We start from the raw sequence: 21,327 nt of genomic DNA on the forward strand, positions 1-21,327 counted from the left end.
GGGCCGGGGGGGGGGGGGGGGGGGGGGGGGGGGCGGCCCCCCCACCGGGCGCCCCCCACCGGTGGCACGGGGTCGGCACCCACCGGTGGCACGGGGTCGGCACCCACCGGTGGCACGGGGTCGGCACGCACCAGAGGGCAGATGGTGGGTGCCGACCGTTGGTCGGCACGCCAAGGGGTTTACGGGGTGACCGTCTCCACCACTTCCAGGCCGTACCCGGCCAGGCCGATCTGGCGGCGCGGGGTACCCAGCACGCGCAGCTTGCCCAGGCCCAGGTCGGACAGGATCTGCGCGCCGGCACCGTTGCGGCGCCACTGGCTCACGTCCTTGTCCTTGCCCGGCACCACCGGCGCCGGCTGCTGGCGCAGGCGGGCCAGCAGGCCTTCGCCGTCGCGCGGGGCCTGCAGCACCACCATCACGCCGGCGCCTTCGGCATCGATCGCGCGCAGTGCATCGGTCGCGGCCACGCCGAAGTCGTCGCGACGCCAGTGCAGCAGGTCGGCCAACGGGTTTTCCACCTGCACGCGCACCAGGGTCGGGGTGTCAGCATCCGGGGTGCCACGGACCAGGGCGAAATGCAGGTCGTGGGCGATGCGGTCGCGGTAGGTGACCAGCTTGAACGGACCGAATTCGGTCTCGATCTCGCGCTCATCGACGCGCTCGACGGTTTTTTCGGTGGCCAGGCGGTAGGCGATCAGGTCGGCGATCGAACCCATCTTCAGGCCGTGCTCGCGGGCGAACACTTCCAGCTCCGGGCGGCGCGCCATGCTGCCGTCGGGGTTGAGGATCTCCACCAGCACGCCGGCCGGTTCCAGCCCGGCCAGCATGGCCAGGTCGACGCCGGCTTCGGTGTGGCCGGCGCGGGTCAGCACGCCACCGGGCTGGGCGATCAGCGGGAAGATGTGGCCCGGCTGGTGCAGGTCGGCCGGCTTGGCGTTGGGCTTCACCGCGGTGCGGATGGTGTGCGCGCGGTCATGCGCCGAGATGCCGGTGGTCACGCCTTCAGCCGCTTCGATGCTGACGGTGAAGTTGGTCTGGAACTGCGCGGTATTGGCCTGCACCATCGGCGCCAGGCCGAGGTCGGCCGCGCGGGTGCGGGTCAGCGGCAGGCACACCAGGCCACGGCCGTGGGTGACCATGAAGTTGATGTCGCTGGCCTTGACCAGCTCAGCGGCCATGATCAGGTCGCCTTCGTTCTCGCGGTCTTCATCATCGACGATGACGACCATGCGGCCGAGGCGGATGTCTTCCAGGATGTCCGGAATCGGGGCGAAATTCATGCGGCATCTCCCTGTGGGGGCTGACCGTTGGTCGGCACACTGATCAGCCGCTCCACATAACGCGCGACCAGATCGATTTCAAGATTGATCGCGCTGCCCACGCCGGTGGCGGAGAACGCGGTGTTGGCCACGGTGTGCGGGATCAGCGCGACTTCAAAACCTTCGTCATCCACTTCGTTGACGGTGAGGCTGACGCCGTCCACGCAGATCGAGCCCTTCTTGGCGATGTAGCGGCGCAGCGCGGCCGGCGCGGCGAAACGCCAGCGCTGGGCACGGGCATCTTCGTGGATGGACAGCACCTGGCCGAGGCCGTCGACGTGGCCGCTGACCAGATGGCCGCCAAGGCGGTCGGTCGGGCGCATGGCACGTTCGAGGTTGATGACGGCGCCTTCGGCCAGTTGGCCCAGCGTGGTCAGGCCCAGGGTCTCGGTGGACGCATCGGCCTGGAAGCTGCTGGCGTCGAACGCGATGACAGTGAGGCAGACGCCGTTGATGGCGATGCTCTCGCCCATCTGCACGTTGTCGAACGGCAGATTCCCGACATTGAAAGTAAAGCGGACATCGCCGCCGATGGATTCGCGTGCGGCCAGACGGCCGACGCCTTCGATGATTCCAGTAAACAAGTAACGTTCTCCGCGAAAAGTGAGCGAAAAACGCCGCAAGGCAAACAGGCGGGCGCAGGGCCGCATAGGCCCTGTGGCACCGTCTTCTTTCATCCGGACTATGACCGTCGGCTCCGGCATTGGACCGGATCTGCTGACCCCCGACGGTAAGGCCGGGGCGCTCGCGGGCTCGTGCTTGCGCACCTACCGCCGGTGGGGAATTGCACCCCGCCCTGAAGACGTTTGTGTACCGGCGAACCGGCCCGCCCAGTGTAACAGCCCGGGCTGAACGGGGTCGGATGCCCCGGGGTCGGATCCCTTTCTGCAGGAAAGGGCTCTGACCCCGCCTGTCCTGTTACTGGGGTCGCTACTGGGGTCAGAGCCGTTTCCCGGTGGGAAACGGATCCGACCCCGTCGCACCCCAGCTGTGACGGCCGTCGCTCGCATTTCGTAAAACTTTCATTAAAATCGGCGGTCGGACGACATGAGGTCGCCACGGACTGCCGCACAGGTGGGCCGCCAATGGACTGAAATTCACAGGAATTCCCATGCGCAAGATCCTGATCGTGGCCGCCCTGCTGGCCGCTGCCCCGTTCTCGGCCTCGGCCGACGCCCTGAGCTACACCTACGTCGAAGGTGGCTGGACCCAGGTCAAGACCAACGACGATGTGTTCAACGATCCTAAGGTCGATGGTGGCTATGTGCGCGGTTCGATCGCGCTGGCCGAGCAGGTGCATGTGTTCGGCGGCTGGAACTACGGCAGCAAGTCGTACGACTACGACTACGGCTCGATGAAGCTGAAGTTGAACCAGCCGGAGCTGGGCATCGGTTACCACATGCCCTTCAGCGACCGCGTCGACTACACCGCCGACATCGCCTGGGTCCGCCAGCAGGCGGAGATCACCGTGAAGGACGTGGACTACGGCCGCTTCACCGTGAAAGACCACACCAACCTGGTGCGTGCCACCATGGGCCTGCGTGGCAAGCCTTCGCGCATGACCGAAGCCTGGATCAAGGCCGGTTACATGGACGGCGGCAACGAGTTCAAGGGCACCTGGGTCGGTACCCTCGGTGGCCAGATCAACTTCACCCGTACCTGGGGCCTGGTCGGTGAGATCTCCGGCTACCGCGACGTCACCCAGTACTCGGCCGGCGTGCGCGCCAGCTTCTGATTGCCCGATCCTCGTCGTGTGATCGAACGGGTCCCGCAAGGGGCCCGTTTTTTGTTGCAGGATCGCCGCAGCGTTCCACACCTTCGATCGATCCGCCATGGCCTCAAAACATGGCAGCATGCTTGTCTCGCGAGGAAGATTGCGACATTGGAAATGCCAACGCGAAGACGATCCGGCTGTCGTCCACACATAAACAGGGAATGTATGGTCTCCATCCATGTACGGGGCGAAGACAAGACTGCAGACATAGTGCAGTGGTCGATCTGGAATGACCGGCACCAAGGACTGCAACTGAAGTGCACTTACCTCGACAAGAGGAAGGCCACCCATGCACTCAGCGAGTGCGTCATTTCTCCTACGAGAACAGTAGGTGAAATGCTGCTGACCAAGCGCAGCAGTGTGCTCGTCACTGCCGTCGAGAAGGCCACGATCTACGGCGAACGATATGCAGTCGTGCACTATCCGGGCATGGACAAGCCATATATCCACAAGATGGAAGGCACCACCTTCGCTGCAGCTACATCGTTAAGGCAAACACAAGCATTCCGCTACTTCTCAGCCGTCGCGAACACCCGGCGGGATCGAGCGCAGTCGAAGACGGAAAATGACATTGCCGCCAATGTGGTGCGTCAGCTGGCCAAGCTTCCCGCCAGCGCTGATACTGCACTGCAAGCCTACTGCACGGGCCGCAACGGCACCCTGCCCCAGGGTCAAGGGCTGATCTACCCTTTCGGACTCAATGAAAGCCAGATGGCAGCGGTCGAGAACGCATTTCGCGCGCAGACCAGTGTGATAGAAGGTCCTCCCGGGACCGGCAAGACCCAGACCATCCTCAACATCCTCGCCAATATCGTGTTGCGAGGGCAGACCGTAGCCGTGCTGTCGAATACCAACTCGGCCGTGAAGAACGTCCTCGAGAAACTGGGAAAGTCTGGACTGGGCCATCTTGTTGCAGATCTCGGCAACCAGGAAAACCGAAATGATTTTTTCGCCGCCCTGCCAGTACGACCCAGCGGCGGCGACGAAACCGAGCACGGCGCCACGCTGGAAGAAGTCCAAGGCTTGCTTACCCAGGTGAAAAAGCACCTGTTTGACAAGAACCGAAGTGCACAACTAAAGGCTGAACTGGACGAATTGACGGTTGAATGGCGCTACCTTCTGGAATGGCAGATTGAAAACGGAGTGCAGGCAGCAACTCCTCTGGACAGGTACGGACTGAGCCCAAGAAAGACCGCCGACTTGATGGCCTATCTGGCCTATCTTGGTGAACGGCGCATCCGAATCAAGGATCGTATTGAGCTAGTGCTGAACTTCGGGATCTTCCGCACAACCTCGTTCGCCTCGGACGGCGCGCGCCTGATGGCCTTCCACTCTCTACAAATGCACTACTACGAGAAAGCACTGCAAGAAAAGGAAAGAGAACTGCAAACCTGCCGTGCGCGCCTGCAAGATGCGGATTTCGACCATACACTGCAGAAGTTGAAAACCGCTTCAATGAGCCATCTGAAGCAACACCTTCATGGTCGGCCACAAACATCTGACTGCTTCGATGCCAAGACCTACCGCACAAATTTTGATGCATTCCTGCAACGCTTCCCGATCCTCTGCAGCGGCACCCACTCCATCATCAATTCGATCGCGCCGGGAGCCATCCTTGATTACGTGATCATCGATGAGGCATCCCTTCAAGACATCGTGCCGGGCATCCTGGCACTGGGCTGCGCGAAGAATCTCATCGTGGTCGGTGATAGCCGCCAATTGGCGCACATCCCTGAACTACTGGGTCTACCAGCACCTTCCGAAGCCTATGACTGCGAGCGATACAGCTTGCTCGATTCATGCATCCACGTATTCAAGGACACGCTGCCACGGACACTACTGAAGGAGCACTACCGCTGCCATCCGAGAATCATCCAGTTCTGCAACCAGCAATTCTACGACAACGCACTGATCCCGATGACCGAAGACAAGGGGGAAGCTCCCCTGCAGCTGGTTGTTACGGCAAAAGGCAACCATACCCGCCAGAACACGAACGTGCGCGAGCTGGATTCACTTCTCGCAGTGCTTGACGATGACGGTGAGCCGTTCGGGATAGATTCTGAACGCCGGGGCTTCATCGCTCCTTTCCGGGCCCAGGTGGCCCTCTCCGACGCACGCCTGCCGCAGGATTTCAAAAAGGACACCGTCCACAAATTCCAAGGCAGAGAGTGCGATGAGATCGTGTTCTCCACGGTTTTGGACAGAAAGCGCTACAACCAGTCGCAGAGCCGGCTGCATTTCGTCGATGATCCCCGCATGGTCAATGTGGCAGTGTCGCGGGCCAGACACCGATTCACCCTGGTGACGGGGGACGAAGTGTTCACCAGCAATAACGGACACATTGCGGCATTGATCCGTTATGTCACCTACTACGCCCAAGACAAGCAGATCGTGCGCGCACCGGTGGTATCGGCCTTCGATCTGCTGTACAGGGAATACGACCATTCCCTGACACGGTTGAATGACCGCTTACAGCCAAGCGATTCCAAGTACAAGTCGGAGCAGATCGTAGCCGAGCTGCTGCGCCAAGTCCTGTCCGCTCCCGAATGCCAGCCGCTTATGATCCACACGCAAGTCCGCCTGGACCAGATCTCAAATTCCACGGATCTAGCATTGACCACGCGCGAACGCGATTTCATGAAACGCTCATCCTGTGATTTCGTGGTTTATTTCAAGGTCGGCAAGACGCCCGTGGGGGTCATCGAAGTCGATGGAGGATCCCATGATCATCCCGCCCAACAGGCTCGAGATCTACTGAAGGATGGCATCCTTGCCAAGGCAGGTGTCCCCATCCTTCGGTTGCGGACTGTCGAGAGCGGCATCTTGGAGAGAATCGCTCTCTTCGTTGCCCAGTGGAGCCCCCGGCAGCCGCCGCCATGACGCCGCATTGATCGGCTGCCAAACGTTCATTCGAATGCGCTAGGCTTGCCGCCCTCTGGAACAGGAACACCGTCATGAAGACCCCGATCCGCGGCCTGCTGGCCACCGCACTGCTGTGCGCGCCGTTGTTCGCCGCCGCTGCACCGGCGCAGCTGACGCCGGAGCAGACCTTCGACCTCTATGCACGCGCTTTGCTGGAGGATGATGCCGCCGCCGCGCGCACGCTCAACGACGCGCTGAAGCCGGCCTTCGACGGCCAGGACTCGGTAACGCCGGTGCCGGGCATGATGGCCCAGGCCCTGGCCGAACCGTGGCAGACGGTGCTGGCCGTGGCCGGCGTGAAGGGCGATCCCGCAGCGGCGGAAGCGATGTACGCCAAGGCGCTGAAGGCCTCGCAGTGCCGTGCCACGCGCAGCACGGTGGAAGACAACGAGTACGTGGACGACCAGAAGATCGCCAGGGTCGATTTCAGCTGCCAGTTGGCCGACCTGGGCAATGTGCATCCGCTGTTCACCGCCAGCCTGACCAGTGATGAGCAGGCTACCCGTGCGCGCTTCACCGAGGCCTATACCAAGGCCCTGCAGAGTGGCCCGCGCAAGGCCGTGACCGGCACCCTCACCCTGTACACCGCCAAGGACAAGGGCTACTGGTACAGCAGCAACTTCGACGATCTGCTGGGCCCGGTGCTGGGCGCGCTGGCGCCGTTCGAAGAATGGCTCCAGGACGTTGAAGCGGCCAAGGCACCGAAGGTGACCGGCGTGCCGGCCTGCGATCTGCTGTTGCAGCAACACCGCAGCTGCGTGGCGAAGATCGCGCCGGACCAGATCAGCGGTGTTGATGCGATGGCCGAAGAGCTGAAGGCGAAGACGCAGGTGATGTCGGCCGAGGAGATGACGCAGGAGTGCAAGTCGCTGCGGCCGATGGCCGAGATGATGTGGACTGATGAGTGCGCGTGAGGTGGTTCTGCTGAAACAGCTGGGGCTGGCTGCGCTGCTGGCCCCTGGTACTGCACTGGCGTCGGCACCTGCGCTGACGCCCGTGCAGGTATTCGACCTGTATGCACAGGTGATCGTGCACGGCGATGCAGCGGCACAGGCAACGCTGGCCCGCTATCTCGATACCGACAACGGGGCTGCCTTCGCCGCGGCATTGGCGGGCGCAAGCCATCTGGACGAGGCGCCCGAACTGGCTGATTGGCCGAAGGCCGCGGCGGCGCTACGCAAGCGGCAAGCCTCGGTGCATTGCGCCACCGACAGCGTGCGCCATGCGCAGACCGACAGCGCCGACGTCGACTATCGCTGCCACCTGCCCGACCTGTCGGCACTGCTGCCCGTGTATCGACAGCATCCCGTGCCGTTCAATGGACCGCACCCGCCGCAGATGGCCAGGGAGCTGGCGACGGCATATACGCAGATGATCGCCGTGGCACCGGACCGGGAAAGGATCATCACGGTGTCGTTCCACCGCGACCCTGACGGTGGTGCCTGGCGCGTGCAGAACCCAACGCCGCTGATGAGCGGACTGGCGGATGCGTTCCTGCCGTTCTTCGAGTGGAACGAGCACCTGCCGAACTGAAAAAGGGACGGAGGGGATTGAGTCGTTTGTGGCATAAACGACTTAATCCCCTCCGTCCCTTTTTCAGGGGCGCAGCAGCAACCGCAGATCCTCACCCACCTGGCGCTGATCGACCACGCGCAGGCGGCGCTGCTGGTCCATCGTGTCGATGCCAAGACCTGCCAGCAGCGGGCGGCCGCTGTCGCCGAGCAGGGTCGGTGCCTGGTACAGCAGCAGTTCGTCCACCCAGCCGCCGCGCAGCAGTGCACCGGCCAGCGTCGCGCCAGCTTCGGTATGCACTTCGTTGATGCCGCGTTCGGCGAGGAGTGCCAGTACCGCGCCCAGATCAAGGCGGCCGTGGCGGACAGCGACGCTGGCGAATGCCGCGTCGGCTGCGTCGGGCGGGCTGATCATCGCATCGTGCAGGTACAGCGTCGGTGCTCCACCTTCGCGCACGCGGCTGCATTCCAGCGAACGCAGGCGCGAATCCAGCACCACGCGCAACGGTGGCATCACTTCGATGTCAGCCAGGCGCACGGTCAGCATCGGGTCGTCGGCGATCACGGTGTCGGCACCGGTCAGGATCGCACCGGCACGAGCGCGCCAGTGCTGCACATCCTCGCGCGCGGCGGGGCCGGTGATCCACTTCGAGCTGCCGTCGGCCATCGCGGTACGGCCATCCAGGCTGGCGGCGAGCTTCACCCGCAGCCACGGACGACCGCGCTCCACGCGCGACAGGAAGCCCTTGTTGAGCTCGCGCGCCTGCGCCGCCATCAAGCCCTCGGCGACCTCGATGCCGGCTTCGCGCAGCAGGTCGAAACCGCCGCCATCGACCTTCGGGAATGGGTCGCGCATCGCCGCAACAACGCGCGACACGCCGGCGTCGATCAGCGCCAATGCGCACGGCGGCGTGCGTCCGTAATGCGCGCAGGGTTCCAGGGTGACGTAGGCGGTGGCACCACGCGCTTCGGCGCCGGCCTCGCGCAGGGCGAACACTTCGGCATGCGGGCCACCGGCTCGCTGGTGCCAGCCCTGCCCGACCACGCGCTCGCCATGGGCGATCACGCAGCCGACCATCGGATTGGGGCGGGTGGTATAGGCGGCACGCTCGGCCAGACGCAGTGCGTTGGCCATGTGCAGGTGGTCGAGGACGGAGAACGATGTGCTCATGCCGCCATGGTAGCGCCGTTGGTATGGATCCACGCCATGCGTGGATGACGGCACGACGCCAACCAAGGTTGGCATCTACCAGGGCAACAGGGCGTCAGCCCTTCTTCTTCTTGGTCAGGGCGATCACATCGCCCAGCAGCTGCAACTGCTCGGTGCTCGACGGCAGGTCGCGTTCGAGCTTCTCGATTTCCTCGCGGAAGTCGGCCACGTCCTCGAAGCTGCGGTACACCGAAGCGAAACGCACATAGCCGACATGGTCAAGCTTGCGTAGTTCATTCATCACGAACTCGCCGACCTTGATCGACGGCACTTCGCGCTCACCGCTGATGCGCAGCTGATGCACCACCGCGCGCACCGCCGCTTCGATCTTCTCTTCGGGCACCGCCCGCTTCTGCAGCGCGCGGTCGAAGCCGGCGCGCACCTTGCGGGCATCGAAGGCTTCGCGGGTGCCATCGCTCTTGACGATGGCCGGCAGCTTCAGTTCGACGGTTTCCAGGGTACTGAAGCGTTCGTTGCACGCCTCGCACTCACGCCGACGACGAATCGTAGCGCCGTCTTCGGAGACGCGCGAGTCGATGACCCGTGTATCGGCATGCTGGCAGAAGGGGCAATGCATTGAACGCCTGGCTCAGGGAAATACCTGCTGCCACGGTCGTGGCAGCGTCGCAACGGTACCTGAGAAGGGCTGTCCCAGCAAATGCCGACTGCAATCAGCCTTGTTCGGCAATGCCGGGCGCGCGCCGCAGCCACACCAGATGCGCCGCCGGCAACAGCAGCGGCACGCCCAGTACCAGATACCCCAGCACCTGCCAGGTGCTGCCGGCACTCAAGCTGAAAAGCACCACGCCGACCACGGCCAACGCCGCGATGGCGCCGAGCACCAGCCCGATCCATGGCAGCGCCGGTGAGCGCCGCAGGCCTTCGCGCCCCTGCCGCAGGTAGCGGATGCTGAGCCACAGCCAGGCCAGCAACCCGGCAACACCCGCCATCGACCACAGGAACAGCACGGCACCTTCGTCGCCACGCATCAGCCCGTGACGGATCAGGAAGGTGTAGATGCCGAACCCGGCGACGCCACCACCGGCCACCAATGCAGGCAGTCCCAGCAGCAGGCATTGGGCGATATACAGGCGTTTGTGCAGACGCTCATCCATGCGTTCGAATCTCCTTGCAGATCGCTCGCTTCACGCGCGCGGTCGCAGCCACAAGAGCATGCCGGCCGGAACCAGCAGCGAAGGCCCCGTCAGCAGCAGACCCAATCCCTCAACACCGTGTGTGATTCCCAGCCACAGCCCCATGCCCAACAGCGGCAGCGCCGCGAGCATGCCGAGCAGCAGCGCGCCCCACTGCACCCGGCTGCGGGTGCGCAGTGCGCTGCGTCCTCCAAACAGGTATCCGCAACTGAGATCGAGCCAGGCGAGGCAACCGGCGAGGCCGGCCAATCCCCACACCAGCATCAACGCCTGGCCGGGCAATTCGACGGTGCCGTCGGCAAGTGAAAGCACGCTTCCCGCCATGCCGATCACCGCCATCGCCCCGCCGAACAGCACGCTGGGTGCGCCAAACGGCACCGCCAGCGCTGCATAGAGATACTTGAGGCGGCGCTCGTCCATGCGCGTTACTCCGGTACTGGGGTCAGAGCCCTTCCCTGCAGGAAGGGATCCGACCCTGCTTCGATCCGGGCTTCGGGGTCAGATCCCTTTCCGTCAGTAAAGGGCTCTGACCCCTGCGGCGATCAACCGTAGACCGGGTACTTGCGGCACTGCGCGCTGACCGCATCGCGCACGCGGGCAATGACGGCTTCGTCGGCCGGCGCGTCGAGCACGTCGGCGATCCAGTTGGCCAGGTCCACGCAGTCCTGTTCCACGTAACCACGGGTGGTCACCGCCGGGGTGCCCAGGCGCAGGCCCGAGGTCACGAACGGCGAACGCGGGTCGTTCGGCACCGAGTTCTTGTTGACGGTGATGTGGGCCTTGCCCAGCGCGGCTTCCGCGTCCTTGCCGGACACGTCCTTGCCGATCATGTCGACCAGCATCAGGTGGTTCTGGGTGCCGCCGGAGACGATCTTGTAGCCGCGCGCGATCAGCGTGTTGGCCATCGCCTGGGCGTTCTTCACCACCTGCTGCTGGTAGGCCTTGAAGCCCGGCTCCAGCGCTTCCTTGAAGGCCACCGCCTTGCCGGCGATGACGTGCATCAGCGGACCGCCCTGGATGCCCGGGAACACGATCGACTGCAGCTTCTTGACCAGGTCCTCGTCGGCGCCCTTGGCGACGATGATGCCGCCGCGTGGGCCGCGCAGGGTCTTGTGGGTGGTCGAGGTGACCACGTGGGCATGTTCCAGCGGGCTCGGGTAGACACCAGCGGCAACCAGGCCGGCGACGTGCGCCATGTCGACGAACAGGTAGGCACCGACCTTGTCGGCGATGGCGCGGAAGCGCGCCCAGTCGATCACCTGCGAGTAGGCCGAGAAGCCGGCCACGACCATCTTCGGCTTGTGCTCCAGGGCCAGGCGCTCGACTTCGTCGTAATCGATCAGGCCCTGGTCGTTGACGCCGTACTGCACGGCGTTGAACAGCTTGCCCGAGGCGTTGACCTTGGCGCCGTGGGTGAGGTGGCCGCCGTGGGCCAGGCTCATGCCGAGGATGGTGTCGCCCGGCTGCAGCAGCGCGAAGTACACCGCCTGGTTGGCCTGCGAACCGCTGTGCGGCTGCACGTTGGCATAGTCCGCGTCGAACAGCTGCTTGAGGCGGTCGATCGCCAGCTGCTCGGCGATGTCCACGTATTCGCAGCCACCGTAGTAGCGCTTGCCCGGGTAGCCTTCGGCGTACTTGTTGGTCAGCTGGCTGCCCTGGGCTTCCATCACCGCCGGGCTGGTGTAGTTCTCGCTGGCGATCAGCTCGACGTGGTCTTCCTGGCGCTGGGTCTCAGCGGCGATGGCCTTGGCCAGTTCGGGATCGTAGGTTTCGATGCGGACGTCACGCGGGAACATCGGGTACTCCAGCAGGCGGGGAAAGGGGTACGACTCAGCCCTAGATTGTAGCCCCGCCCCGGCCTGCTGGGGCCGAAACGACCGGGGCCGGATTCGACGAACGAATCCGGCCCCGTATGGTTTCGAATGGGCGTTGTGGGGTCGGAGCCCTTTCCTGCGGAAAGGGATCCGACCCCGGCGCTGCATCAACGGTTGTTGATGATGTAGTCGGCGATGATGCCGGTTGCCACGGCGACCAGCAGCATGTTGCCGCGGTCATCGCGGATCCAGTGGTGGCCGTACGGTGGGCGGCGCAGCTGGTAGCGCGGGTAGTCGTTCACCACGTAGATCGGGCCGCGGTAGTAGTCGCGGTAGCGGTGGCCGCGCTGCCAGCCATAGCCATAGCCGGGCCGGTAGCCCGGGCTGTAGACCACGCGCGGCGGCGGCGGTGCCGGACGGTAGTAGCCATGGTCGTAACGGCGATCGTGACGGTAATCGCGGCGCGCTTCGCGGCGGTCGCGTTCCCAGTCGCGGCGGTCGTGACGCCATTCCCGGCGATCCTCGCGCCACTCACGGCGGTCATGGTCGCGGCCACGGTGGTCGTTGTCGGCGAAAGCCGGGGCGATGGCACCCAGCGCCAGTACGGAGGCCACGGCGCCGGCCATGAGTCGATGGAGTTGCATGGGAGACCTCTGCTGGGTGGGTGGTGATCCCATCTTGCGCATCCGATCTGAACGGTTTCCGGCTGGAAACGCTTCCCGATGCGGGACTGTGACCGGGTATTCAGGCCGCGGCCAGCCCCGGGCGCTGCGGCCAGCGCGGGCCGGAACCGGTTCCGGCTATAATTGGGGGTATTCCATTCAGTCTGTGCCCGCTGCCGCAACGGGAAGTTCCCCGTGACGGACCGGGCGCAGGGTCGCGCCTACGGAGACCTCATGTCCTCGCAATACATCTACACCATGAACCGCGTGTCCAAGGTGGTCCCGCCCAAGCGGCAGATCATCAAGGACATCTCGCTGTCCTTCTTCCCGGGCGCGAAGATCGGCCTGCTGGGCCTGAACGGCGCCGGCAAGTCCACCGTGCTGAAGATCATGGCCGGCGTGGACACCGATTTCGAGGGCGAAGCCCGTCCGCAGGCCGGCATCAAGGTCGGCTACCTGGCGCAGGAACCGGAGCTGGACCCGACCAAGACCGTGCGTGAAGCGGTTGAGGAAGGCGTGGGCGAAGTGCTGCAGGCACAGGCTGCGCTGGACGCGGTCTACGCGGCCTATGCCGAAGAAGGCGCCGATTTCGACGCGCTGGCCAAGGAACAGGAGCGCCTGGAGGCGATCCTCGCTGCCGGCGACGCGCACACCCTGGAAAACCAGCTGGACGTGGCCGCCGATGCGCTGCGCCTGCCGCCGTGGGATGCCATCGTCGGCAAGCTGTCCGGTGGTGAAAAGCGCCGCGTGGCACTGTGCCGCCTGCTGCTGCAGAAGCCGGACATGCTGCTGCTCGACGAACCGACCAACCACCTCGACGCCGAGTCGGTCGAATGGCTGGAACAGTTCCTGGCGCGCTACACCGGCACCGTCGTGGCGGTCACCCATGATCGCTACTTCCTGGACAACGCCGCCGAGTGGATCCTGGAACTGGACCGCGGCCGCGGCATTCCGTGGAAGGGCAACTACACCGACTGGCTGACCCAGAAGGATGAGCGCCTGAAGCAGGAAGACAACCAGGAAAAGGCTCGCCAGAAGGCGATCCAGAAGGAACTGGAATGGTCGCGCCAGAACGCCAAGGGCGGCCGCACCAAGGGCAAGGCCCGTCTGGCCCGCCTGGAAGAGCTGCAGTCGGTCGATTACCAGAAGCGCAACGAGACCAATGAAATCTTCATCCCGCCGGGCGAGCGCCTGGGCCAGGCGGTGATGGAATTCAAGAACGTCTCCAAGAAGTTCGGCGACCGCCTGCTGTTCGACAACCTGAACTTCCTGGTGCCCTCGGGCGCCATCGTCGGCATCATCGGCCCCAACGGTGCCGGTAAGTCGACCCTGTTCAAGATGATCACCGGCCAGGAAAAGCCGGATACCGGCGAGATCGTGGTCGGCCCGACCGTGCAGCTGTCCTATGTCGACCAGAGCCGTGACGCGCTGGAAGGCAACCACAGCGTGTTCCAGGAAATCGCGGGCGGCCTGGACATCCTCAACATCAACGGCATCGAGATCCAGTCGCGCGCCTACATCGGCCGCTTCAACTTCAAGGGCCAGGACCAGCAGAAGATGGTCGGTTCGCTGTCCGGTGGTGAGCGTGGCCGCCTGCACATGGCCAAGACCCTGCTGCAGGGTGGCAACGTGCTGCTGCTCGATGAACCGTCCAACGATCTGGACATCGAAACCCTGCGTGCGCTGGAAGATGCGCTGCTGGAGTTCCCGGGCAACACCTTCGTCATTTCGCATGACCGCTGGTTCCTGGATCGCATCGCGACCCACATCCTGGCGTTCGAAGGCGACTCGCACGTGGAGTTCTTCCAGGGCAACTACCGCGAGTACGAAGAAGACAAGCGCCGCCGCATGGGCGACGACGCTGCGCCGAAGCGCCTGCGCTTCAAGGCGCTGAAGTAAGGAACGACGAAAGGCCGCGCTCGCGCGGCCTTTCGCCTTTCAGGGGCCGCAATCGATTTTTGTTGACGCTTTTGACCCTTTCGCGCCGCGCTCCAGCGCCACTCGGCTGAAGGCTGCAGGTGTAAAGCAGCGTTAATTACTTGTCGCATACGGCAAGCTCCGCACTTTGCAACTCGTTGTATGTTCCTGGCCCAACGCTTCGGTTTTCCTACGCACCCGATTCATCCCCCACGTAGGAAACACATGAAAGCACTGATCTCGACCACGGCGGCACTGCTGCTGTCCGGCACCGCCGCTGCCGCGCCGGCGAACTGGGAAGGCATCCATCTGGGGGCACATGCCACCCATGGCGAAGGCCACAGCCAGGACCGCAGCAATGCCAATGCCACTGAAAAGAGCATCCGCGGCTTTGCAGGCGGGCTGCAGGTCGGCCGCAACTGGCAGTTCGACAACAACGTCGTTGCCGGGATCGAAGGCACCCTGTCCTTCGGCAACATCAACCAGGAGTGGAAGGACCGCGACAACCATCAGTACAGCCCTTACTACGGCAAGGATGCGGTGACCCGTTCGGGCGCGATCAACCTGACGCTGGGTTACGCCGCAGGCCAGTGGCTGCCGTACGTCAGCGCCGGCGTGACCGTGGCCCGCCAGGAGTTTTCGCTGGGCTGCGACAAGTCCCTGGTGGAGGCCACCAATGGGTGTCGCGTCGCCGAATTTGAAACCCGCGCGTCCCATGTTTCCACCGGCGGCAACGTCGGCGCAGGTGTGCTTTACCGCTTCAACGACCAGCTCTCGGCGGGTGCCGAGTACCGCTACACCCACCTGGGCTCCAGCCCGGTTTACCTGGAAGATCCCAACTACCCGGCTGCGGCGCGACGCAGCTTCCATACCAACTACAGCAGCGTTACGCTGAAGTTGAACTACCACTTCTAACCGCCTGGCGACGCATCCGCAGGCCCTCTGGGCGGCAGGGCGCGCAGGTACGAGAGATCTGCGATGTCCCTGTTCGAACGCCTGTTCCAGCTGCAGCAGCACGGCACCACCGTGCGCACCGAGCTGCTGGCCGGTGTCACCACCTTCCTGACGATGTCCTACATCGTCTTCGTCAATCCCGAGATTCTCGGCACCACCGGCATGGATGCAGGTGCGGTGTTCGTGGCCACCTGCCTGGCCGCAGCGCTGGGCTCGGTGGTGATGGCACTGGCGGCCAACTTCCCGGTGGGCATGGCCCCGGGCATGGGCTTGAATGCGTTCTTCGCCTTCACCGTGGTCGGTGCTGCCGGCCTGCCCTGGCAGCAGGCGTTGGCGGCGGTGTTCATTTCGGGCCTGGTGTTTCTGGTGCTGTCGCTGACCGGCGTGCGCGCGTGGCTGGTGTCGGGCATTCCGGCTTCATTGCGGTCGGCGATCGTGGCCGGCATCGGCCTGTTCCTGGCGATCATCGCGCTGCAGAAATCCGGCGTGATCATCGGCAACGAGGACACGCTGGTTGCGCTGGGCCCGCTCAATACCGCGCCGCCGCTGCTGGCACTGGGCGGCTTCCTGCTGATTGCGATCCTGGAAGCGCGGCGCGTGCGCGGCGCGATCCTGATCGGCATCCTGGCGGTGACCGCGGCCGGCTGGGCACTGGGCGATCTGCAGTACCACGGGCTGGTGTCGTTGCCGCCGAGCCTGGCACCGACCTTCCTGCAGCTGGACCTGCCCGGCCTGCTGCACCACAACGGCGGCGCACCGATTGCGGTACTGCTGCAGGTGGTGCTGGTGTTCGTGCTGGTGGAAGTCTTCGATGCCACCGGCACGCTGTATGGCGTGGTCGGCCGTGCCGGCCTGTTGAAGCTGCCGGGCGCACAGAAGCGGTTCGGCCGCGCGCTGCTGGCCGACAGCACGGCGATTGTCGCCGGCTCGCTGCTGGGCACCAGCAGCACCACCGCTTTCGCCGAGAGCGCCTCTGGCGTGCAGGTGGGTGGCCGTACCGGATTGACCGCGCTGGTGGTGGCCGCGTTGTTTCTGGCCGCACTGCTGTTCTCGCCGCTGGCGGCGATGGTGCCCGGCTATGCCACCGCGCCGGCGCTGCTGTTCGTGGCTGGCTTGATGTTGCGCGAACTGGTGGAAGTGGACTGGAGCGACCTGACCGAGTCGGTGCCGGCGGCGTTGTGCGCGCTGGCGATGCCGTTCACCTATTCCATCGCCAACGGCCTGGCCTTCGGCTTCATTGCCTATGCCGCGCTGAAGGCCGGCACCGGCCGCTGGCGCGAGGTGCATCCGGCGGTGTGGCTGGTGGCGGTGCTGTTTGTGCTGCGTTACGCGTTGGAGTGAGGCGCAGCGGGGTCAGAGCCCTTTCCCGTGGGAAGGGATCTGACCCCATGGTCACCGCCAGCGCGGTTGCAGGCGTCCATCGGCGGCGAAACGCCAGCGGCCTTCCGCCCAGCCGCGACCGAACAGGGTGAGCATCTGCGAGTAGTACGCGGGCGCATCGGCACGCTGCTGTTCGGCACTGGGCAGGCTCTGCAGCAGTGCCGCTGCGCGGGCTTTTTCGCCCTGTGCCAGCAGGTAGGGCAGCAGTGCGGCACGGAACCCATAATTGCCCTCGCCCTGCCCTTTGCCGGTACGCGTGTCGACTTTCTCCCACATCGGTGCGCCATTGCGCAGGCGCTGCAGTGGGCCTGACAGGGCAGCCAGCTGGCGACGGAACAAGGGGTCACGCGGCGCGGTCATGCCAGCCCACGTGTAGCAGCGGATGGCGTCGTAGCCGCCTACAGCGCCCTTCGCCGGATCAACGACGAAGGTGCCGTCCTTCCAGGCGGCCCAGTCCGGCGCGAAGCCGTGCGGACTGGTCTGCTGCAGCACGGTGACCGTGTTGTCGGCCAGGGCCTGCCAGGGACCGCCGCGGTCAACCGCTGCAAAGCGCCTCAACAGCGGCAACGGCAGGTAACTGGGATTGACACGTGTGGCGCCGTCCTCGATGAATCCCTGCGGCCCCGGCAGCAGCATCGGCCCCAGCGTGGGCAACTGCACGATCTCGCGTGCACGCACCTGTGCCAGCATGCCTTCGGCGATGGCCTGCAACGCGGGGCGTCGCCACAGGCGCGCGGCTTCCAGCAGTGCGTAGGCCAGCCACAGATCCGAATCGGATGCGGGATTGTCGTCCAGCAGGCCCCAGCCGTCTTTGTCCTTGCGGCCCCACAACCAGCCGGGCAGGCGCACGGACATGTCGCCACCGGCGAGATTGTCCTGCGTCCAGGCCAGGAGGCGGTCGAACAGCGCAGGATCGTTGTCGACCAGCGCAAAGAACAGTGCGTAGGACTGACCTTCCGATGTGCTGCGCTGATCGTCCTGGCTGCGGTCGATCATGCGCCCATCGCGGCTCAGGCTGCTGTCCTGCAGAACCTGCCAGGCCGGCCAGCGGGTTGCGGCGAGCGCACGGCCGCCGACGCCGCCCAGCAACGGCAGCAGGACGGCGGCCTGCAGCAGGCGGCGGCGTTGCGGGTCAGCGGAATTCGCCATACGGCACCAGCGGAGAGACGGGCAACGGCAGATTGCCCTGCCACGGTTTGAAGGAATAGCGCAGGTAGAGCTGGCACGTGTTCGGCGAGAAATCGCGGCTGCGCTGCAGGGTGCCGGCCGCACCCAGCACGACGTGATCTCCCAGGCGCCGCTCCACTGCGGCATACAGGCGATAGCCGGTACCGGTGCTGCTGCCGTCGGTGGTGTACAGGCCATCCGGGTCCAGCCGCAGTGGACCGTACTGCGGTTCCAGCTGTGCGATCACGCGCTGGATCAGGGCCTCTTCGGGGAAGCGGCTGATCGAGCGGGTGCGTGCATTGGAAACGCTGACCGAACCATCCACGCGCACCGACCAGTCATCGTTGCGCCAGGCGAAGCCCACCGGCAGGCTCAACGAAGCGTAGCGCTGCGGACTGTAGTAACCGCCCTGCCCCAGCGAATAGCCGCCGAGGTCCTTCTGGTAGCGCCAGTACATCGCACTGGTGCCCACATCCAGGCGCATGTCCGGGCGTTGGATCAGCTTGTGGTACCAGCCAACCATCGCCCGCGCACGGGTGTTGTCCACCACGTTGTGCCCGGTCAGCTGGTGCCAGCTCCAGTTCGACCACATGCCGTTGCGCCCGCCTTCGTCATAGCCGAGGCTGAAGGTCACGCCATTGGCGGTGACACCGCCCCAGGCAATGCCGCTGCGTGGATCGATCGCGCCGGCCTGCGACAGCAGTGAATTGGTCATCGGCCGCCGCGATACGGTCGCTCCCCAGCCCAGCCGGCCGAGGTCACCATTGAGGGTGACGCCGCCCAGCCAGTTGCCCACCACGTAGTTGGACGGGGAATGGCCGATATCGAAATTCCAGCGATCATCCAGGGTGCGCCAGCCCACGGCAAAGCCGGGTCCCGAATTGCGCCGCTGGTGTACGTCGCGGGTGCAGCCCGGGGCCTGCAGGCGCGTACCGTCGGCCTGCAGCAGGCCCAGGTCGCAGCTGCCGAAATCATCGCTGTAGGCGCCATCGGCATCGGCCTGGAAACTGCCTGCGTCGAAATGCACCTGTTCGATACGCGCCCAACCCAGGCCGCCAGCGAACGGTGCATCAAGATGGGCGATGCGGGTGTCGCGCGTCAGTTGCGAGATGCCGGGTGTGCCGTCGCTGCGGCGGCCGGAATCCTGCATCACCGTCAGCGTCGGGTTCTCCTGCTGGTACAGGGTGTCCACGTCGCTGCGCAGGCTGCGCCGCAACCAGTCGTCACTGGCGGTTTCGCGGCTGGCCAGGGTCAACGCGCGGTTGTCGCGCGGCTGCGCCTGCGAGGGCGCGATCAGGCCGTTGTCGGCCATCGCCCGTGCGTACATGTCCAGCGCCTGCTGCGGATCCTCGCGGCGCACAAGCCGCGCCGCATCGCGCCAGGACTGCGCGTCCGCTCCGCTCTGGCGGGCAAGCAGCGCGCGCAGGATCTGCAGCGCCTTGGCGTCTTCATGCAGATCGGTCCAGATGTTCGCCAACTGGCGTTGCTGGCCGATCGCATCATCGGCCACCACGGGCGGCGCGTCGTGCATCTGCCGGCGGGCGCTGGCCAGATCGCCGGTGCCGATCCAGGCCTGCACCTGGCCCAACTGCGCATCGAGGTTGTCTGGCTGCACCGCCAGCACCTGCTGGTAGTAGTGCAGTGCCTGTACGTGGTCGCCACGCAGGCGCGCCCATTCGGCCAGGATCAGCTGGTTGTCCGCGCTGGGGGGCTGTTGCTGCAGCAGGGCGATGGCTTCTGCTTCCCGGCCCTGTGCGCGCAGCTCCCACAGATGATCGATCAGCTGCTGTCGCTGCAGGCGTGCTGACAATGCGCGCATGTCATCGTCCCACTGCGCACGCGGCACGCCATCGAGCACGGCCAGCGCCTGCGGCAGGCGGTCGGAGCCTGACAGGTACAGCGCCTGCGCGTAACGCGCTTCCATGCCGGCATTGCGCGCAGCCATATCGGCAATCACGGCATCCGCTTCAATCTGCTGGCCGGCTGCCCGCAGTTCATTGCCCAGCGCATACGCCAGCCAGGCATCGCCGGGCAGCTCGCCGCGCAGCTCTCGCCCCAGCGCGATGGCGGCATTGGCATCGCCGGTGGCGAGCGCCTGCTCGCGACGCTCGCGCAGGCGATTGATCTGCAGCTGGCGCAGGTCTTCGGCGTACAGCTTGCGCTGCGCTGCAGGCAAGGCGTTGATGAAGGCTTCCAGGCGCTGTGGATCGGTGCGGCCATACAGCTGCACAAGCTTGCGGATCACATTGGCATCGCGTGGGGCGATCCGCCGCGCGGCCTGCAGCTGTCGCTCGGCGGACGCATCGTCGCCACGCGCCACCGCTACATCGACCAGGCCGAGGAGGGCGTTGACCTCGCGTGGCTGTTGCCGGCGAGCCTGCGAATAGAACGCCTCGGCCTCATCAAGCCTGCCCTCGGCCAGTGCGGTGTCGGCCTGGTCCAGCAGCAGCCAATAGCGGGTGCTGGTGATCAGGTCGCGCCATCTGTCGCTGGTATCACCGGCGGGCGTGGCCTGCACGGCACGCTGGAAGTACGCGATGGCCTGCTCGCGGCGCCCTTGTCGCATCAATGCCAGGCCCAGCCCACCGAGGAATTCCGCTTCGCGCGGATAGCCGCGCAGCGCCTGCAGGTACGCGCGTTCGGCATCGGCATTGCGACCGGCATCAAGTAGTTGCTGGGCACGCAGGCCGGCGCGCCAGGCCGGGTCGCTCACCCGCTTGTGCTGTTCGGCATAGCGCTCGCGCACCAGCGCGATATCGCTGAAGGTGGGATTGCGGGTGATGAATTCCTGCAGGCGGCGCACGTTGCGCTCGTCGGCGGGCTGGTCCTGCAGGTAGCCCCACTCGGCGTCCGCGGCCAGCGCGCGCGCTTCCGGATTGCGCCCCATGCGCTGCAGCGCGGCCAGCGCATCGCTGTCACGACCGGCCGCGAACAACAGTTGCGACAGTGTCTGCAACAGCGTGGTGTTGCCGGGATAGGTGCGATCCAGCGCAGTCAGTGCGCGGATCGCTGCATCGCGGCCGCTGGCCTGCGTGCCCCGCAGGCGCCAGTACTCCAGACCCAGTTGCAGCCCCGGTGGATCGTCGTTGAACAGGCGGCGGTAGATCGCCAGCGCTTCTTCGCTGCGGCCACCGGCGGCGAACAGGCGCGCCTGCTGCAGTTCCTGCTGCAGGTCGCCCCGGTAGGCACGCCACAGGCGCTCGCCGGCGGCCAGTTCGCGGGTGCCAACGCCGAGCTGGCGCAGCCGTTGCAGGGTCGCATCGGCGTCCTCCATCTTCTGCTGCGACAGCTGCACTTCCAGGATCGCCAGCAGGGTGCTGCGATCGTCCGGCGCCAGCATGCGCAACCGCGCCAGGGCATCTTCGATCAACCCCTGGCGGCCGCTGGCCTCACCGATGCGCACCTGCTGCAGCAGCCATTGCCGCTGCTCGGCAACCGTGCCGCCGGGCGTATCCGGCAGCGCCTGCGCCGCGCACGGGCCGGCCAGCCCGATCAGGACCAGGCCGGAGGCGGCGACCAGCGAAGGCGGCGTGCGCACCATCA

The 21,327-nt window shown here is 65.4% G+C and carries 17 protein-coding genes and 1 riboswitch; of the genes, 7 read left to right on the forward strand and 10 right to left on the reverse strand.

Going from position 1 to position 21,327, the window contains the following annotated elements; genetic code table 11:
- Positions 1-179: 179 nt before the first annotated feature.
- Positions 180-1,280 (reverse strand): 3,4-dihydroxy-2-butanone-4-phosphate synthase, encoded by a 1,101-nt coding sequence (gene ribB / locus AC13GI_RS13930; protein ID WP_099820321.1) that lies wholly within the window; start codon positions 1,278-1,280, stop codon positions 180-182.
- Positions 1,277-1,903 carry a riboflavin synthase gene (locus AC13GI_RS13935; protein WP_482996646.1) on the reverse strand — a complete coding sequence of 209 codons (627 nt, stop codon included), beginning with the start codon at positions 1,901-1,903 and terminating at the stop codon, positions 1,277-1,279. The genes ribB and AC13GI_RS13935 overlap by 4 nt, the downstream gene beginning before the upstream one ends.
- A 77-nt stretch (positions 1,904-1,980) precedes the next feature.
- Positions 1,981-2,127: riboswitch (FMN riboswitch) on the reverse strand.
- Positions 2,128-2,430: 303 nt separating this feature from the next.
- Here AC13GI_RS13935 and AC13GI_RS13940 point away from each other — a divergent pair.
- The 4 genes from AC13GI_RS13940 to AC13GI_RS13955 all read left to right on the forward strand — a co-directional run bounded on the left by AC13GI_RS13940 (position 2,431) and on the right by AC13GI_RS13955 (position 7,548).
- Entirely contained in the window at positions 2,431-3,054 is a 624-nt protein-coding gene (locus tag AC13GI_RS13940) for an outer membrane beta-barrel protein (protein WP_482996605.1), read from the forward strand.
- A gap of 375 nt (positions 3,055-3,429) precedes the next feature.
- Entirely contained in the window at positions 3,430-5,973 is a 2,544-nt protein-coding gene (locus AC13GI_RS13945) for an AAA domain-containing protein (protein WP_482996606.1), read from the forward strand.
- A 74-nt stretch (positions 5,974-6,047) separates the two neighbouring features.
- Complete coding sequence (locus AC13GI_RS13950; RefSeq protein ID WP_482996607.1) at positions 6,048-6,929, forward strand: hypothetical protein; 882 nt, start codon at positions 6,048-6,050, stop codon at positions 6,927-6,929.
- On the forward strand, positions 6,916-7,548 hold the full coding sequence (locus AC13GI_RS13955) for a hypothetical protein (protein WP_482996608.1): 633 nt from the start codon (positions 6,916-6,918) through the stop codon (positions 7,546-7,548). Before AC13GI_RS13950 ends, AC13GI_RS13955 begins: the two co-directional genes overlap by 14 nt.
- A gap of 63 nt (positions 7,549-7,611) precedes the next feature.
- Here the strand turns inward: AC13GI_RS13955 and ribD are convergent, their stop codons facing one another.
- The 6 genes from ribD to AC13GI_RS13985 form a co-directional block, all read right to left on the reverse strand.
- The gene (ribD, locus tag AC13GI_RS13960; RefSeq protein WP_482996609.1) at positions 7,612-8,697 is read right to left on the reverse strand and encodes a bifunctional diaminohydroxyphosphoribosylaminopyrimidine deaminase/5-amino-6-(5-phosphoribosylamino)uracil reductase RibD; all 1,086 of its coding nucleotides are present in this window, start codon (positions 8,695-8,697) and stop codon (positions 7,612-7,614) included.
- A 94-nt stretch (positions 8,698-8,791) separates the two neighbouring features.
- Positions 8,792-9,313, reverse strand: a complete 522-nt coding sequence (gene nrdR / locus AC13GI_RS13965; RefSeq protein WP_025876654.1) for a transcriptional regulator NrdR — start codon at positions 9,311-9,313, stop codon at positions 8,792-8,794.
- Between the two features lie 94 nt (positions 9,314-9,407).
- Positions 9,408-9,851, reverse strand: a complete 444-nt coding sequence (locus AC13GI_RS13970; protein ID WP_482996610.1) for a hypothetical protein — start codon at positions 9,849-9,851, stop codon at positions 9,408-9,410.
- A gap of 30 nt (positions 9,852-9,881) precedes the next feature.
- Entirely contained in the window at positions 9,882-10,310 is a 429-nt protein-coding gene (locus tag AC13GI_RS13975; RefSeq protein ID WP_482996611.1) for a hypothetical protein, read from the reverse strand.
- Positions 10,311-10,432: 122 nt separating this feature from the next.
- The gene (gene glyA, locus AC13GI_RS13980; RefSeq protein WP_099820330.1) at positions 10,433-11,686 is read right to left on the reverse strand and encodes a serine hydroxymethyltransferase; all 1,254 of its coding nucleotides are present in this window, start codon (positions 11,684-11,686) and stop codon (positions 10,433-10,435) included.
- A 185-nt stretch (positions 11,687-11,871) separates the two neighbouring features.
- Entirely contained in the window at positions 11,872-12,348 is a 477-nt protein-coding gene (locus AC13GI_RS13985; protein WP_099820331.1) for an RcnB family protein, read from the reverse strand.
- Positions 12,349-12,600: 252 nt separating this feature from the next.
- Here AC13GI_RS13985 and ettA point away from each other — a divergent pair, with 252 nt between their 5' ends.
- From ettA to AC13GI_RS14000, 3 genes are all read left to right on the forward strand, one after another.
- Positions 12,601-14,265 carry an energy-dependent translational throttle protein EttA gene (gene ettA, locus AC13GI_RS13990; RefSeq protein ID WP_025876664.1) on the forward strand — a complete coding sequence of 555 codons (1,665 nt, stop codon included), beginning with the start codon at positions 12,601-12,603 and terminating at the stop codon, positions 14,263-14,265.
- A gap of 243 nt (positions 14,266-14,508) precedes the next feature.
- On the forward strand, positions 14,509-15,198 hold the full coding sequence (locus AC13GI_RS13995; protein WP_165787271.1) for an outer membrane protein: 690 nt from the start codon (positions 14,509-14,511) through the stop codon (positions 15,196-15,198).
- Positions 15,199-15,261: 63 nt separating this feature from the next.
- A complete protein-coding gene (locus AC13GI_RS14000) occupies positions 15,262-16,578 on the forward strand; it encodes an NCS2 family permease (protein ID WP_025876668.1) in 1,317 nt (438 codons plus the stop codon).
- 51 nt (positions 16,579-16,629) lie between these two features.
- Here AC13GI_RS14000 and bcsZ read toward each other — a convergent pair whose 3' ends face one another.
- A complete protein-coding gene (gene bcsZ / locus AC13GI_RS14005; RefSeq protein WP_482996612.1) occupies positions 16,630-17,766 on the reverse strand; it encodes a cellulose synthase complex periplasmic endoglucanase BcsZ in 1,137 nt (378 codons plus the stop codon).
- Positions 17,750-21,325, reverse strand: coding sequence for a cellulose synthase complex outer membrane protein BcsC (gene bcsC, locus AC13GI_RS14010; RefSeq protein ID WP_482996613.1), 3,576 nt, complete (start codon positions 21,323-21,325; stop codon positions 17,750-17,752). Before bcsC ends, bcsZ begins: the two co-directional genes overlap by 17 nt.
- Between the last annotated feature and the right edge of the window lie 2 nt (positions 21,326-21,327).

The sequence above is a fragment of the Stenotrophomonas sp. 82F1 genome (assembly GCF_056861525.1).